At 56.4% G+C, this 16,495-nt stretch carries 11 protein-coding genes, 1 tRNA gene and 2 pseudogenes; 13 read left to right on the forward strand and 1 reads right to left on the reverse strand.

Annotated features, from left to right (window positions below):
- The first annotated feature begins 6 nt into the window (after positions 1-6).
- The 5 genes from sucC to BBAG_RS08730 all read left to right on the forward strand — a co-directional run bounded on the left by sucC (position 7) and on the right by BBAG_RS08730 (position 5,491).
- A complete protein-coding gene (gene sucC, locus BBAG_RS04135) occupies positions 7-1,200 on the forward strand; it encodes an ADP-forming succinate--CoA ligase subunit beta (protein WP_003826414.1) in 1,194 nt (397 codons plus the stop codon).
- Positions 1,200-2,120 (forward strand): succinate--CoA ligase subunit alpha, encoded by a 921-nt coding sequence (gene sucD, locus BBAG_RS04140; RefSeq protein WP_003826415.1) that lies wholly within the window; start codon positions 1,200-1,202, stop codon positions 2,118-2,120. The genes sucC and sucD overlap by 1 nt, the downstream gene beginning before the upstream one ends.
- Positions 2,121-2,148: 28 nt before the next feature.
- A complete protein-coding gene (locus BBAG_RS04145; RefSeq protein ID WP_003826416.1) occupies positions 2,149-3,468 on the forward strand; it encodes a cell division protein PerM in 1,320 nt (439 codons plus the stop codon).
- Positions 3,446-5,071 (forward strand): bifunctional phosphoribosylaminoimidazolecarboxamide formyltransferase/IMP cyclohydrolase, encoded by a 1,626-nt coding sequence (gene purH / locus BBAG_RS04150; RefSeq protein ID WP_003826418.1) that lies wholly within the window; start codon positions 3,446-3,448, stop codon positions 5,069-5,071. The genes BBAG_RS04145 and purH overlap by 23 nt, the downstream gene beginning before the upstream one ends.
- A gap of 147 nt (positions 5,072-5,218) precedes the next feature.
- Positions 5,219-5,491: a DUF3017 domain-containing protein gene (locus BBAG_RS08730; RefSeq protein ID WP_081443760.1), complete on the forward strand. Its 273-nt coding sequence runs from the start codon at positions 5,219-5,221 to the stop codon at positions 5,489-5,491.
- On the opposite strand, the gene BBAG_RS04155 is transcribed toward BBAG_RS08730, so the two are convergent.
- The gene (locus BBAG_RS04155) at positions 5,420-6,388 is read right to left on the reverse strand and encodes an MIP/aquaporin family protein (protein WP_033508148.1); all 969 of its coding nucleotides are present in this window, start codon (positions 6,386-6,388) and stop codon (positions 5,420-5,422) included. The genes BBAG_RS08730 and BBAG_RS04155 overlap by 72 nt on opposite strands.
- A 138-nt stretch (positions 6,389-6,526) precedes the next feature.
- Between BBAG_RS04155 and BBAG_RS04160 the strand changes: the two genes are divergently transcribed.
- The 8 genes and pseudogenes from BBAG_RS04160 (at position 6,527) to BBAG_RS04190 (ending at position 16,480) form a co-directional block, all read left to right on the forward strand.
- A complete protein-coding gene (locus BBAG_RS04160; RefSeq protein ID WP_003826420.1) occupies positions 6,527-7,300 on the forward strand; it encodes a pseudouridine synthase in 774 nt (257 codons plus the stop codon).
- Positions 7,297-9,426, forward strand: coding sequence for a bifunctional cytidylate kinase/GTPase Der (gene der / locus BBAG_RS04165; RefSeq protein WP_003826421.1), 2,130 nt, complete (start codon positions 7,297-7,299; stop codon positions 9,424-9,426). Before BBAG_RS04160 ends, der begins: the two co-directional genes overlap by 4 nt.
- A 106-nt stretch (positions 9,427-9,532) precedes the next feature.
- Positions 9,533-9,606: transfer RNA gene (locus BBAG_RS04170), tRNA-Pro, on the forward strand.
- A 480-nt stretch (positions 9,607-10,086) separates the two neighbouring features.
- A complete protein-coding gene (locus tag BBAG_RS04175; RefSeq protein ID WP_003826422.1) occupies positions 10,087-11,514 on the forward strand; it encodes a UTP--glucose-1-phosphate uridylyltransferase in 1,428 nt (475 codons plus the stop codon).
- Positions 11,515-11,634: 120 nt separating this feature from the next.
- Positions 11,635-12,348, forward strand: a pseudogene (locus BBAG_RS08820) (helix-turn-helix transcriptional regulator); the annotation flags it as partial.
- Positions 12,349-12,459: 111 nt separating this feature from the next.
- Positions 12,460-13,536: pseudogene (locus tag BBAG_RS08825) on the forward strand (helix-turn-helix transcriptional regulator); the annotation flags it as partial.
- Positions 13,537-13,896, forward strand: a complete 360-nt coding sequence (locus tag BBAG_RS04185) for a hypothetical protein (RefSeq protein WP_003826424.1) — start codon at positions 13,537-13,539, stop codon at positions 13,894-13,896.
- 7 nt (positions 13,897-13,903) lie between these two features.
- Positions 13,904-16,480 carry a DEAD/DEAH box helicase gene (locus BBAG_RS04190; RefSeq protein ID WP_003826425.1) on the forward strand — a complete coding sequence of 859 codons (2,577 nt, stop codon included), beginning with the start codon at positions 13,904-13,906 and terminating at the stop codon, positions 16,478-16,480.
- The last annotated feature ends 15 nt before the right edge of the window (positions 16,481-16,495 follow it).

Genomic DNA, 16,495 nt, shown 5'->3' on the forward strand with positions numbered 1-16,495 from the left:
CGCATCATGGATCTATACGAATACCAGGCGCGTCAATTGCTTGAGGAGCAGGGCATCCCCACTCCGAAAGGCATCTATGCGCAGAACTCGCACGAAGTAGCGGAAGCCGCGGAGAAACTCGGCTATCCGAATGTCGTTAAGGCTCAGGTCAAAATCGGTCATCGTGGTCAGGCGGGTGGCGTCAAGCTTGCCAAGACCCGCGACGAGGCGATTCTGGCATCTGAAGAGATTCTGCCTATGACCATTCACAATCACAAGGTCAACGGCGTGCTTGTCGCCGAAGGCAAGAACATTCTGCACGAGTATTATGTCTCCATTTCCGTTGATCGATCTTCGCGAGACTTCGATGTGCTGGCGACGGCCAATGGCGGCACCGAGGTCGAGGAGATCGCCAAGGAGCATCCAGAATCCGTGAAGAGACTCCATATCGAGGCCTTGGCTGACTTCGATATGGAAGCCGCCCGCAAGATGGCCGAGAGCATCGGCTTCTACCATGCGGATGTGGATCAGGCTGCGGATATCCTGCTGAAGATGTGGCGCTGTTTCAAAGAGAACGATGCGACGCTCGTTGAAATCAATCCGCTGGCTAAGATCGGCGATCCGGATGACGAATCATCCAAGATGCTATGCGCGCTGGACGCGAAGATCTCGCTGGATGACAACGCCGCCTTCCGCCATGACGGGTGGAAGCGTTTCGACGATCCAATGGCCAATGACGAGCTCGAACGCCGAGCCAAGGAACATGGCCTGCATTACGTGCACCTTCATGGTCAGGTCGGCGTAATCGGCAATGGCGCCGGATTGGTGATGAGCTCCCTGGACGCCGTGTCCGGAGCCGGCGAGGATCTGGGGTCCAACGTCAAGCCCGCCAACTTCCTGGATATTGGCGGTGGCGCGTCCGCTGAAGTGATGGCGGCCAGCCTCGGAATCGTGCTCAGCGACCCGCAGGTGAAGTCGGTCTTCATCAACGTCTACGGCGGTATCACTTCGTGTGAGCAGGTGGCGCAGGGCATTCTCGAAGCGCTCGAGTCGCTGCCTTCCGTCAAGCCTATAATCGTTCGTTTCGACGGCAATGCCGCTGCGGAGGGACTGTCCATTCTGGGTGCTTCGAATAATCCGAACATTCATGTGGCAAGCACCATGGAAGAGGCGGCCTATGAGGCTGCACGCATCGCTTCATCGGCAAAGGAGGCCAACTGATGGCATTGTTCATCGAAGATGATGCCCCTGTTATCGTTCAAGGCATCACCGGGCATCAGGGTATGGTGCACACCGCACGAATGCTGAAGGCGGGAACCAATATCGTCGGCGGCGTCAATGCACGCAAGGCCGGTCTGGATGTTACCTATCCGGCGGCGCGCAATGGCGAGGACGCCACCATTCACGTTTTTGCGTCCTGTGCCGAAGCCAAGGCCGCTACGGGAGCGGTGGCCTCCGTGGTGTTCGTTCCGCCTCGATTCGCCAAGGATGCGGTGGTGGAAGCCATCGAAGCCGGCATTAAGCTCATCGTGGTCATCACCGAAGGCATTCCGGTGGCGGATTCGGCATATTTCGTAGAACTTGCGTTGCGCAACGGTGTACGCATCGTGGGGCCGAACTGCCCGGGACTTGTCACTTTCGCATCCTCCGAACAGACCCATGGCGTGAATCTCGGCATTATCCCCGATGGCATCGTCAAGCGTGGTCCGCTTGGACTGGTTTCCAAGTCCGGTACTCTCACCTATCAGCTGATGGGCGAATTGAGCGATATCGGTTTCACCGCATGTTTGGGAGCCGGAGGCGATCCGATCGTCGGTACCACGCTGGTCGAGGCATTGCAGGCGTTCGAAGCCGACGAGAACACCAAGGCGGTAATGATGATCGGCGAAATCGGCGGCAATGCCGAACAGGATGCCGCGCAGTGGGCCAGCGAACATATGACCAAGCCTGTGGTCGCTTACATCGCCGGATTCACGGCTCCTGAGGGCAAGCAGATGGGGCATGCCGGCGCCATTGTCTCCGGTGGCAAGGGCACTGCACAAGATAAGAAGGAAGCCCTGGAAGCCGTAGGCATTAAGGTCGGGCGTACGCCTGCGCAGGCGGCTGACTTCATGCGCAAGGCCATCGCAGCAATCCAGTGATCAAACTGATAAGGGTCCAACGGCATCAATGAAGAAGAAGACATCGGTTACCTCGATTTTCAAAGGAACCCTTGCAGCGGCAGGCGCATTGTTCATCTATGCCATACCGCTTGGCTGCTTCATCGCATTGATGCTGTTGGTCGTTTCCATGGAAGACGGCAGTGATGGTCTTACCGCCCTCACCGTATCGCTGACGGAAGGCATGGTGTTGCTTTCGCAAGGCGTGCCATTCACTTTCGGTACCATCACAATGGCGATTATGCCGCTGACGCTTAGCGTTCTTCTTATTGCACTGATCGCCCAGTGTCTGAAAAAAGCCGGTCCGAAAGCTGACGTATGGCTTTCCGGGTTGCTGGCATGGGTGTTGCTTAATCAGTTCTGCATCAGATTCACCCACATGCCGATTCATGACGACAATCTGTCTATTGCCGGCAAATCTGCTGTGATCTGGCTGCTGGGTACTGCACTGGCCATCATCTCATCGACTGCGCAGACAAGGAAGCTTCGTGATATATGGCGCAAGCAGATTCCTCAAGGCGTACGCTCCGTCTTCGTCGTATCGGTCACGGTATCACTAGCAGTAGTGACATTGATGCTGCTTATCGGGCTGATTGCGGTCATCGCATGGGTGGTGAACGGCAATGCATCCGTGAACAAGCTGTTTGAACTTACCAATATGCATACCGGCTCACGGATCATGACATCCATCTCATACCTGGCATGGTTGCCGAATATGGTGATTTGGGCGATTTCCTGGATTACCGGAGCCGGTTTCGCCATCGGCGATCTGGGTACGTTCACATTATGGGTAGGGCAGTCCACCAATCTGCCGCCGTTGCCATTGTTCGGCATTTTCCCAAGCCCGGTTTCGGATTCGGGAACACGTCTTGCCCTGCAAATGTGCATCCCAATGGCATGCGCTTTGTCGGCCATCACGGCGATGCTGTTCGGCCCGCTGAAGATTCGTCTTCCGCAGCAAACAGAACGCCATGAGACTCGGCATCTTGTCTCGCTCATGATTCGCCATGCACTTATGCTATGCGGCGCGGCCATCATTATCCTGCTGCTGTCATGGGGCATGTTCGCCGTTTCGAACGGTGCGTTGGGGGAGAAGCATCTTGCGACGGTAGGCGTGGATGTCGTGGCTTCGATGCGCATGGTCGGCTGGGCAATTCGTCAGGGATTCATCGCGGCATGGCTGGTTGCAGTCATCGCCGTTGCACTACTGTATGGCATCCGTTGGCTTCTGGCATCCAGACGGAACGCTTCGGATGATTCCATGCCAACACAGATTTCATTGCAAACAACAGCAAGGGAGGAAAACGATGACAGCAAGTCGTCCGATTAAGAGGGCGCTGGTCTCGGTCTTTCACAAGGAAGGCATCGAGACTCTCGCCAAGGCTTTCGTCGAAGCCGGTACCGAAGTGGTTTCCACCGGCTCCACCGCAAAGCGTTTGGCCGAACTAGGCGTAACCGTCACCGAGGTAAGCGAGGTCACCGGTTTCCCCGAGTGCCTGGATGGCCGTGTCAAAACACTCGACCCGCATATCCACGCGGGTATTCTCGCGGATATGACCAACCCGGATCATGCCGCCCAGTTGGAGCAATTCGGCATCAAGCCGTTTGATTTGGTGGTTGTGAACCTGTATCCGTTCGCCGATACGGTGCGTTCCGGCGCCAATGAGGCCGATACGATCGAGAAGATCGATATCGGCGGGCCTACGATGGTTCGTGCCGCCGCCAAGAACAGCGCCACTGTCGCCATCATCACCGATCCGGCCGACTATGCGCTGGTTGCCGGCCGCATCAGCAATGGAGAAGGCTTCACACTCGAAGAACGTCGTTGGCTTGCAGGCAAGGCCTTTGCCCACACCGCTTCCTACGACGCCACCATCAATGAGTGGACCGCCAAGCATTGGCCGAAGCCTTCCACGGTGGAGCCCACGGAGGAGGAGAACGAGACGCCGGTGAATGAAACCGTGTTCCCCGCCACCTTCACTCGTACGTGGGATCGCTCCCATATGCTGCGCTATGGCGAGAACAGCCATCAGCAGGGTGCGTTGTATCTCGACCCGCTCAACCAGACTGGCTTCGCCCATGCCGAACAGCTGGGTGGCAAGCCTATGAGCTACAACAATTATGTGGATGCCGATGCCGCTTGGCGTGCCGCGTGGGACATGGCTCCGGCCATCGCCGTTGCAGTGGTCAAGCATAATAACCCATGCGGTTTGGCCATTGGCGCGACTGCCGCCGAAGCACATAAGAAGGCCCATGCCTGCGATCCGATGAGCGCCTATGGCGGCGTCATCGCGTGCAACACCACCGTCACGCTTGAGATGGCGGAAAGCGTGCGCCCGATTTTCACCGAAGTCATCGTGGCACCGAACTACGAGCCTGAAGCGCTGGAACTGTTGCGTACCAAGAAGAAGAATCTGCGTATTCTCAAGGTCGCCGAACCGGCAAATCCGAAGACGCAGTTCCGTCAGATCGAAGGCGGTCTGCTGGTGCAGCAGCCGGATCTCATCAACGCCCCCGGCGACAACCCCGATGCATGGAAACTCGTGTCCGGCGAACCTGCTGACGAGGCCACGCTGAAGGATCTCGTATTCGCATGGCGCGCCATCCGCTGCGTAAAGTCGAACGCCATTCTTATCGCGCATAACGAGGCCACTGTCGGCATCGGCATGGGTCAGGTCAACCGTGTGGATTCCTGTCATCTTGCCGTAGATCGTGCCAATACGCTGGCCGACGGTAAGGATCGCGTCACTGGTTCCGTTGCGGCATCCGATGCGTTCTTCCCGTTTGCGGACGGCGCCGAAGTGTTGATGAACGCCGGCGTGAAAGCCATTGTGCAGCCCGGCGGCTCCATTCGAGATGAAGAGGTCATCGAAGCGGCCAAGAACGCCGGCGTGACCATGTATCTCACCGGAACGCGCCACTTCCTGCACTGATTCTGCCGATTCGTCCATCCGCGCAAACGGTGGATTACCAGGTATTAGGCTCAGCCCATTTGCCGATATTATGGGCTGAGCCTAATATTGTGCCCACATGACGTATCCAGTCATATCAATAATTATCGAACACCAGCAAGGGGAGCAATGCACGATCATCCGTTCGTCAGTGAAGCCCATGAGGGCAAACCATGGTTTGAATGGTGCGTTGCCATCATCGTTGTTATCTCCGGCATCGTCGCCGCATTTGGATATACAACGGCCGCCACGGTATCGATTTCCGTGACGGCCATCGTATCTGGCTTAGTGCGCTTGATTCTACGCGAAAAAAGCCCTTGGAAAGTGCGTTCAGTCGCGTTCGACTCCATTATCGGAATCTGTCTTGGCGTCGGACTGCTCGTCACGTACTTCAGCTTCTGACTCCTGCGTTGTCTCGGTGTCGATATCCGCAGCTTCCTTCTCCGAGGCTTCCACGGATTCGCCCTGATCGGCATTCGCCTCGTCATAAGCGTTCAGCTGCGCGGGATCGTCGCCCTTCTTGGGCATTTTCACCATCATGGCCAGAGCAACCACTGCGGCGGCCAATACCGGGCACACCCAGAACAGCCATAGCTGAGTCAATGGGTTCTGAGTAAGACCTTGGTTGTAGGCAAACAGCGCGATGCCGGTGGATCGTGCGGGATTGAGGGAAGCCGCGGTGACGGGGAATGCGACAACCGTGCCGAACCCGTACACAATGCCCATGTATGCGGCGTAGTTCTTTGAACCATACTGGGTCATCGCCACTGCGATGATGACAAGTGAAGCCACGATCTCCACTGCGGCGGCCTGGCTGACGGAGAAGTTCAGGCCGTACTGCTGCAACGTGGTGTATGCAATGGAGCCCTTGTCAAAACCGTTGACCGCGGTGGTCAGCCACTGCTTGGCGGTAATGGTGCTGGAAACAGGAAGCAGGGACTTGATCAGCAGGCCGGCCAACGCGCTGCCGAGCACCTGGAAAATGATGTAGAGAATGCCATCCAGGACCTTGGTCTTACCGGTAAGCATGGCGGCCACGGTAATCGCGGGGTTGAACTGGCCGCCGGAAATCCTGCCGAGGAAGAGGGTCGCCGCCATATAGGCCAGACCGGTGCCGATGGCGATATAAGCGAGATTGAGACTGAAGACGATGGAGCCGAATGTGCAGAGCACATAAACGGCGAAACACACGATGAACGTGCCCAGCAGCTCCGCGCCGATGCGCAAAGGCAACGGGCTTTCATGCTCGACTGTTTCAGGTAGCACATCCTCCGAAGGGACGGTTATAGGAGATGTCATGTCAATCCTTCGATTAATACTGTAGTAATGCTGTAACGGGCGCAAAGCCCGTCTGAACGGCTGCCAGTTTAGCAGCATCCGTCAGGTACGGTAGCATAGAAAAGTTGGAAAACCCTTATAGGCCACGTTGGGAGAACGATGCCAAACGCATATTCCCGTGCCAGGAAGGCACACGACAATAATCAAGAAGGCATTCGCCTGCAGAAGCTGCTTGCACAGGCCGGATTCGGTTCCCGCCGCAAATGCGAGCAGATGATCACCGATGGACGGGTGGAAGTGGACGGCGAGCTGGTCACCGAACTCGGCACCCGTGTCGATCCGACGCATCAGCAGATCCGTGTCGACGGTTCGCGCGTCCGTATCAGCAACAAGCACATCACCCTCGCCTTGAATAAGCCTCGCAAGGTGTTGTCCGCCATGGACGATCCGAAGGGCCGCTACACGTTGCGCGACATCGTCGGAGACAAGTACGAGCGCATCTTCCACATGGGTCGCTTGGATTACGATTCCGAAGGCCTGATCCTGATGACGAACGACGGCGAGTTGAGCCAGCACGTCATGCATCCCAAGTACGAGGTGGAGAAGACGTATATCGCCACGTTGGAAGGGCGAATCTCCGGCACGGTGTGTCGTCGACTGGTCACCACAGGCGTGCAGCTTGACGACGGTTGGATCAAGCTTGACCGTTGTGCGATCATCGACGCAACGCACGATACGACAATCGTCAAGGTCGTGCTGCATTCGGGCAAGAACCGTATCGTCCGTCGTATCTTCGGATCCATCGGCTTCCCTGTAAAGCGCCTGGTACGTACGCAGATCGGCCCGATTAAGCTTGGCGATCTGAAATCCGGTTCCTACCGTGTATTGAGCCAGACTGAGGTCCGTTCGCTGTCCAAGGAGGTCGGACTGTGATTCGTGTTGCCATTGACGGTCCCGCCGGCGTAGGCAAATCCTCTACGTCCAAAGCGTTGGCCAAGTATTTTGGATTCGCATACCTCGATACTGGCGCCATGTATCGTGCCTGCGCATGGTGGTGCCTGAAGCAGGGTATCGATCTGGACGCCGAGCAGATCGATGAGCGAGTGGTCACCGAAACGGTGGGAGAGTTCTTCACCGGCGACCATTTCGATATCAGCGTCGATCCCGATAAGCCAGCCGTAAGCGCGGACGGTGAGGATATCTCCGAGGCGATTCGTTCCTCCGAGGTGTCCACCCATGTTTCGAAGGTGTCGAACATCATTCCGGTACGAAACGTACTCATCGCCGCGCAGCGAGCCTATATCGCGCGCGAGGAATCGGCTGATTCCTTCTCCGGCGGCCTGGGCGTTGTGGCCGAAGGGCGTGACATCACCACGGTTGTCGCCCCCGATGCGGAGGTCCGCGTTCTTCTGACGGCCCGTGAGGAAGTGCGTCAAGCCCGCCGTTCCGGCCAAAGCACAGCCGGCGTGGGTGCGGAGGATGTTGCCGCACGCGATCGTATGGACTCCAAGGTAACGAGTTTCATGACCGCCGCAGATGGTGTTACCACCGTCGACAATTCGGATATGGACTTCGAGCACACGCTTGACGTACTTATCGATATGGTCGAAAACGCCATCGAAGAACAGGAATACGAGCGTTACGCCGCCAATCTTGAGGACTATGAGCTGGATGAGGGCGATGAGGCGCTGATCTCCAACACCAACCGTGATGACTCTTCCGATAACGGTAAGGGCAAGTCGGTCGGCGTGCTTGCCATCGTCGGCCGCCCGAATGTGGGCAAGTCCTCGCTGGTCAACCGTATTCTCGGCCATCGTGTCGCCGTCGTGGAAGACACCCCGGGTGTGACTCGAGATCGTGTCAGCTACGATGCGGAATGGGCAGGCACCGATTTCAAACTGGTGGATACCGGCGGCTGGGAGGTCGACGTCGAGGGCATCGATTCCGCCATCGCCTCGCAGGCCGAAGTGGCTGTAAACCTTGCCGATGCCGTCGTACTCGTGGTGGACGGGCAAGTCGGTTTGACCAATACCGAGGAGCGTATCGTCAAGATGCTGCGTGCTTCCGGTAAGCCGGTCACACTGGCGGTCAATAAGATCGACGATCGTGAAAGCGAATATCTCGCCGCTGAATTCTGGAAGTTGGGGCTTGGCGAGCCGTATGCCGTTTCCGCCATGCATGGCAGAGGAGTAGGCGAGCTGCTTGATGCCGCCATCGATTCATTGAAGAAGGCTGAGAAAACCTCCGGCTATCTCACGCCTTCGCATTTGCGTCGTGTGGCTCTGGTCGGCCGCCCGAATGTGGGCAAGTCCTCGCTGCTTAACCAGCTGGCCAACGAGGAACGCACCGTGGTCAACGATTTGGCAGGTACCACCCGTGATCCGGTCGATGAAATCGTGTCGATGGACGGCGAGGATTGGCTGTTTATCGATACGGCGGGCATCAAGCGTCGTCAGCATAAGCTTAAGGGCGCGGAATACTATTCCTCGCTGCGCACGCAGGCCGCGATTGAACGTTGTGAGCTTGCTTTGGTGTTGTTCGATGCGTCCGTGCCGATTTCGGATCAGGACCTGAAGGTGATGAGCTCGGCCGTCGACGCAGGCCGTGCCATCGTCCTGGTGTTCAACAAGTGGGACGCCATGGACGAGTTCGACAAGCAGCGTCTTGAACGTCTGTGGGCCACCGAGTTCGATCGTGTCACCTGGGCGCAGCGTGTGAACATCTCTGCCAAAACCGGATGGCACACCAACCGTCTGACCCGTGCCATGCGTGAAGCCTTGCAGTCGTGGGATACTCGTGTCCCCACCGGTAAGCTCAACGCTTTCCTGGGGCAACTGCAGGCAGCTCACCCGCATCCGCTGCGTGGCGGCAAGCAGCCGCGCATCCTTTTTGCGACGCAGGCTTCCACCAGACCTCCGCGTTTCGTGATTTTCGCCACCGGATTCCTGGAGCACGGCTACCGCCGATTCATCGAGCGTTCTTTGCGTGAGGAGTTCGGTTTTGAAGGTTCGCCGATTCAGATTTCGGTGAATATCCGAGAAAAGAAGAAGCGCAAGTAGCGTTCTTAAGACGGCGTGGCACACATGCTCCAGCACACGCGCCACGCCGTCTTTTTGCAGAACGGAGAGTTTGTGCTAAATTAACTATTCGGTGCTCATGCACCATCGGGCCGTAGCGCAGTTTGGTAGCGCACTTGACTGGGGGTCAAGGGGTCGCGGGTTCAAATCCCGCCGGCCCGACCGAAAACCCCGTCATTCCAACGTTTTCAGAACATCGGAATGACGGGGTTTCGTCGTATCGAGGCAGTTTCGAGGCAGTGAACTACGGCAAGCCGCCTTCGCGTGCTCAACCACAACCGTCTGAACATCCCCGATTATGGGCGGCGTGTAAGGCATGCCGTTCGGAAACATCCCAGTTGACAGTGTCTTCCATCCACTTGGCGAGGATACTGACTGGTGCGTCTACTGGCGCAGCTCGCCCACAGGCCCACGTAATGATCGCCATGTCAAAGTGATCTTGCAACTTGCAAGTCCACCTTGGCATGGAGTAAGGTACGAAACAGAAGATCGGCATGTACGGAAAAGACTATTCGGTCAGGGAATAGACAGTGGAAACAGCAGTGCCGACGAAACAGACAAGATAACAGATAATTCAATTTCGCATGGTTTGAGCGCTACATGCCATTTCAATTCATGCACAGATAGGGGAGGAAAGCTTCCATGCCGGATCAGTTTGACCAGTTTGCGGCGAAGATGCGCGAACATGACATGAGCGAGACTGCAATCAGCCAGTTCCATCGTCTTTATGACGTGTGGAAGGCCGATGAGGGTTCCACTTGGATTCGTGAGTCCGATGTGGAGCCGTTGACCGACGTGCCCAGCTTCCATGACGTCTATGAGACCATCGACCATGATGAGGCGGTCAATGCATTCGCCAAGACCGCATTCCTCAAACTCAACGGTGGCCTCGGCACCTCCATGGGTCTTGATTGTGCGAAATCGCTGCTGCCGGTGCGCCGCCATAAGGCTCGTCAGATGCGCTTCATCGACATTATCCTCGGTCAGGTCATCACCACTCGCCAGCGGCTCGGTGTGGAGCTGCCGATGACCTTGATGAACTCTTTCCGCACGTCGGAAGACACCATGAAGGTCATCCACGCCAATAGAAAGTTCCATCAGACCGGCATTCCCACTGAGATCATCCAGCATGTGGAGCCGAAGATCGATCTTGCCACCGGTGCGCCCGTATCGTTCCCCTCCAACCCCGACCTGGAATGGTGTCCGCCTGGTCATGGCGATCTGTTCTCCACCATCTGGGAATCCGGTCTGCTCGACACCCTTCAGGAGCATGGTTTCAAATACCTGTTCATTTCCAATTCCGACAATCTCGGTGCGCGCCCGTCACGCACGCTGGCTCAGCATTTCGAAAACACCGGCGCACCATTCATGGTCGAAGTGGCCACTCGCACCTATGCCGATCGCAAAGGCGGCCACATCGTCCGTGACAAGGCGACGGGGCGTCTGCTGCTGCGCGAGATGAGCCAGGTGCATGATGACGACAAGGCCGATGCGCAGAACATCGATAAGCACCCGTATTTCAACACGAACTCGATTTGGGTGCGTATCGACGCGCTGAAGGAAAAGCTCGCCGAATACAACGGCGTGCTTCCGTTGCCAGTCATTCGCAATATGAAGACGGTGGATCCCACCGATTCTTCCAGCACGCCGGTGGTTCAGCTGGAAACCGCCATGGGTGCGGCGATCAGCCTATTCGAAGGCGCAATCTGCGTTCAGGTCGATCGTATGCGTTTCCTACCGGTCAAAACCACCGACGATCTGTTCATCATGAGGTCCGATCGCTTCCATCTGACGGATTCATATGAGATGGAGGACGGCAACTATATTTTCCCGAGTGTCAAACTCGACCCGCGTTACTACAAGAACATCCATGATTTCGACGAACGATTCCCGTATTCGGTGCCTTCGCTGGCCGCAGCCAATTCCGTCACCATCGAGGGGGATTGGACGTTCGGTAGGGATGTCGCCATGTTCGCTGATGCAAAACTCAGCGATGAGGGGGTGCCTTGTTATGTGCCGAACGGCGAATATGTCGGCCCTCAGGGGGTGGAACCCGATAATTGGATATGAGCGGAATAAAAAGTCACCCTTTTTTAGGGAAAAGACAACCATTCTGTAAAAAAAGCCGTAATATAAAAGAGGTGCGCAACAGCGCACGCTGTTGAAAACTTTAGCGATACGTGAGGACTAATGGCAGAAGGCACAAGCGGAAGGCGACGTTTCTCTGACAAGTGGGGCAAGCATGAGCTTGATGTACTAGCGGTATTGTCATCTGCGTTTCCGCAGTGGCTCACTTCACGGCAAATTGCCCAGCGTGTAAAGGCATACGCCGACTCATACGGAGAATTGGCGGATCAGGCCGCGAAGGCCGCATTTGCCAAGCAGTTCCAACGTGACCGTGCCAAGCTTGCAGCCATGGGCATTGCCATCGAATCCCGCCAGCCCGAGTATTCGTCGAAATCCGAAGGGCAGGACTTCGCATCGTACCGCTTGCAGCTTGGTGACGAGCCCCGTGTCAGGCTCTGTTTCAAGCCCGAGGATATGCCTGTATTGGCAGCGGCTAATTATCTGGCTCGCTCAATGTCCATGTCCAGCGAATCCGAGCAGCATCAAGACACCAGCCGCATCTCTCGTACCGCACCGCGTGTGCCGCAGACACCGATTCCCGGATTGGGGCTTGATTCCATCGCGCCGGGCCTTGGTACCCAGACCATTCCAGATGCGCTGGTTAAGGTCATTGATTCACGTCGTTTTGCGGCCACCATCGATGTGGACGGAGAGCATATTAACGTTGCATACACCGACTCCGATGATTTGGCTACGTATGTGCTCGAACATCCAGGCGCCACCATTGTCAGCCCGCAGGAGGCGGTTGATGCCTTCCACCGTCGTTTGAAGGCCGCTGAGAATCTTCAGCCCATCGAAGAATACGAGAAGAACGCCAACTCGCAGAGGGACGTTGAGACGGATAACGTCATCGATGATTCCGAACCGACCAATGGCCATGCTCGCAAGCAGTCCTTCCAGACCGGTAGCGAAGTCGATCGTCGGTTGCGCCTGATGCTTTTCCTCTCCGCGCATCTTGGCGAGGAATTCACGCTTGAGGAATTGGCCGACAGATTCATCGGCAGGCCGAGGACTTCCGAAGAGCAGAAGAAATCCGTTAATGTCATTCGTAAGGACATCAATACTCTGACCACCGTTTCCGATGATGGGGAAATGGCTGGTAGCCAGTTCTTCGACATCGACTGGTCGTTGCTGGATGCGGAAGGTATTGTTTCGGCTACGAATTCTCTTGGCTTGGAACGTCTTGCCGGTATCTCGCCACAGTACTTGAGCATGCTCACCGCTTCCGTGAGCTATCTGGCGCATTCGCCGCTGCTGCCCAATGAGCAGCGTGCCCAGGCGGAGGATCTGTATCAGCGCCTGCATCAGCATGTCAAGCCTGGCCAGACCCCGTGGCTCAGTCTTACCGGTTACGAATTGGAACCGCATAGTTTCGGCATTGTCAAACGCGCGATTGATTCCGGATCGTTGCTGGATATGCAGTACACCGATGGTGCCGGAAGCACTCGTCGGCGTTTGGTCAAACCGGTGAAGATCTATGCGGACGAGGGCATCTACAATGTTGCGCTGTGGACGGATGTGGCTAAGGCCGCGCCCGAAGACAAGCAGGATATTGTGTTGAAAAATGCCGCTATCAACAAGGCGAACGGCAAGCCTCGCACTTGGCAGGTGCTTCATATCGCACGCATCGAACAGGCCAAGATCGTCGAACCCACCTGTAAGCTCGACATTCCCGACATGCCGTTGAGTGAGTTGCGCAAGTGGAGTTTCGACAACGGTACGGCTACCAGTTTCGTCACCGACGCCAAGGACATGCCGTTCACTCAGAATCTTCCCGATGCCACGGTGGAGCCCTGTGGCAAGGGGGAGAAGGTCAACCTCATCGTGTCGTCGGATTCCTGGTTCGTCGCCTTCTGCATCGCTCATGCGCGCCATTTGGTTGCAGTCGGCCCCGAAACGTTGCGGACAATGATCATCGCACGTGCACAGCGCGAGCTCAGCGTTGTGCAACGTACCGAGGACTGATTGGGGAATATCATGCCTTGGTGGGTTTGGCTGATTCTCGCATTGTTCATGGCGGCGATGATCGTCGTCGGGTGCATATACGCGCTGCACCGTGGTTTCGCAGCTCTACAGACGGTTTCCAATACCGCATCGCAAGTAGGCAATCGCATTGCGCGCATGGGAGAACCTGTTGAGGCCAGTGCGCCTGAAGCGCCGTTTTTCACGCAACCTCTTGCAGTCTCCCTTGAATATTACGAAGCTGCGCAGTTGAAGGTTGCGCAGCGTGACAAGGCCAAGCATGAACGCCATATGAGGGTATGGCAACGCTGGAATCGAGAGCGCATCAAGGCCCCTGATTTCATTAACGAAACGGACGAGTAAGCACTACATGAGTCGACATCATCACCATCGCTCGGATAACGAACAGTCTTCGCCGTCCGAGCGTTATGCTGCATTCAAGCAACGCCAACGTCACGACGCCAGTATTGCGGCGCAGTTCGAACGAACGTTGCCTTTCGAACTTGATTCCTTCCAGTCCAAAGCCAATCAGGCTTTGGAACAGGGCGATAATGTGCTCGTAGCCGCGCCGACAGGTGCAGGGAAAACCGTTATAGCCGATTTCGCGGTCTTTCTCGCGCAACAGCATAATGTCAAGGCGTTCTACACCACGCCGATCAAAGCATTAAGCAACCAGAAGTACCATGACCTGGTCAACGCGTACGGCGAGGATAAGGTCGGACTGCTCACCGGTGACATCTCCATCAATTCCGAAGCGGATATCGTGGTGATGACCACTGAGGTGCTGCGCAACATGCTGTATGAGCATTCAACCACCTTGGACGCATTGCGGTATGTCATTCTCGACGAAGTGCACTATCTGGCCGACAGGTTCCGTGGACCGGTATGGGAAGAGGTCATTATTCATCTTCCGCAGCGGGTACGCATTGTGGCGTTGTCGGCAACGGTGTCGAATGTAGAGGATTTCGGCCATTGGATATCCTCGGTGCGTGGGGAGACGAAGTTGATCGTGTCCGAAAAACGGCCTGTTCCGCTGGAACAGCATGTCATGCTTCAGCAGAACGATCGCACGGAACCGGAAATCATCGATTTGTATCGACGTGATGATTCAGGCGCACAAACATCTGTAGTAAACACCGAACTCGCCCGTCGACTCAGCCAGCTGGATCATCAGGCATCACGCAGACGTGGCGAAGAGCGTAGCGGCAAGTTCAAGCGGCGTGGCCATGCCGGCGGCGATAGGGGGAGAGGCTCCTCGCCGTCGTATAAGCCCGAACGGCATACCCCTCGACGTTGGGCTGTGGTCGATGAGTTGAACTACCTGGATATGCTTCCCGGTATCTATTTCATTTTCTCCCGCAATGGCTGTGACCAGGCTGTTGAGCAATGCATCAACGCAGGCTTGGAGCTTACCTCCGATGATGAGGCGCATCGCATCCGCCGGATCGTGGATGAGATGGTGGAAGGGCAGCTTAGCCAGGATGATTTGAAAACACTGGGCTTTTCACGATTTCGTTTCGCACTGGAAGAAGGGTTTGCCTCGCATCATGCCGGCATGGTCGCCCTGTTCCGGCAAATCGTCGAGCGTTTGTTCGAAGAGGGCCTGGTCAAAATGGTGTTCGCCACAGAGACCCTGGCTTTGGGCATCAATATGCCGGCACGATGCGTGGTTGTCGAAAAGCTTGAGAAATATGATGGCACTGGGCACGTGCCGCTGACTCCAGGCGAATTCACCCAGTTGACCGGTCGGGCCGGCAGACGTGGCATTGATACTATCGGCCATGCCGTAGTGGTCGACCATAGGGGGTTTGTGCCGGCGACCGCCGCCGCATTATCCAGTAAACGAGTGTACCCATTGCATTCCAGCTTCCATCCGACATTCAACATGGCGGTAAATCTGCTGAATTCCAGCGATTATGCGACTGCGCGAACCACGCTTGACCATTCCTTCGCGCAGTGGGAGGCAAACGCTTCCGCATGGCAGCTGGAATCCCAGATGGCGTCGCTTGAACAAGCGCTGAAAGGCTACGAACAGGCGTTTGTCTGCGAGCATGGCGATTTCAAGGAGTTCATGACCATCCGCATGAATCTCAGTTCCGCGGAGAAAAACGAGCGGAATCGTCTCAAGCATCAGCTGTTCCGTACCGATGCGGATCGTTCCGAAGCGTTCCGTGCGCTTGACCGCAAAATCGGCAAGCTGCGGACTTTGGAGCAGCAGCATCCCTGCAAGCAATGTCCGGATTTGCAACGCCATCTACGCTGGGGGCATCGCTGGGCTCGTGAGATGCGTGAGCTTGAGCATGTGAGGAATCGCTATGATTCGCGCACCGGATCCGTGGCACGCCAGTTCGATCGCATCTGTGATGTACTGACTGAACTTGGCTATCTCAGCGGGCAGGATCAGCATGATGTCATATTGACCGAACATGGCCAGTTGCTTCGGCGCCTGTATAGCGAACAGGACGTGGTGCTTGCTCAGGCTATTCAAGCCGGCGTATTCGACTTGCTGCCCCCGGCGGGGCTGGCTGCGGTATTGTCGTCGCTGGTATATGAGGCGAGGCGGGGTAGCGGGGGAGAGCCACGGTATTACCCCGGTTCGATGCATGGCCCAATTGCCGTTGCCGCGCGTGAGCTGAAAACCATTCACGCCGAGGTCAGCGACTGTTGCGAAGCTCATGGAATGAACCCTCTGCCAGGTATCGATTTCGGCATTCTCGACATTATGTACGAGTGGGCTGATGGCCGGAGTCTCTCCGAAGTGCTTCGTGGCACGGAGTTAACCGGCGGCGATTTTGTACGCAATGCCAAGCGATTGTCCGACATGCTGCAGCAGATCGCAGTCGCGGAGCCGTATCTGGGCAAGGATGGGGCTTCGCTCGCCAGCCGCGCGCGTGAAGCTGCGGAGCTTGTCAATCGCGGCGTTGTGGCGTATAGCGGCATCGAATAGCTTTCGAATGGGAAT

Origin of the sequence: Bifidobacterium angulatum DSM 20098 = JCM 7096 (genome assembly GCF_001025155.1) — a bacterium.
Taxonomy (GTDB): domain Bacteria; phylum Actinomycetota; class Actinomycetes; order Actinomycetales; family Bifidobacteriaceae; genus Bifidobacterium; species Bifidobacterium angulatum.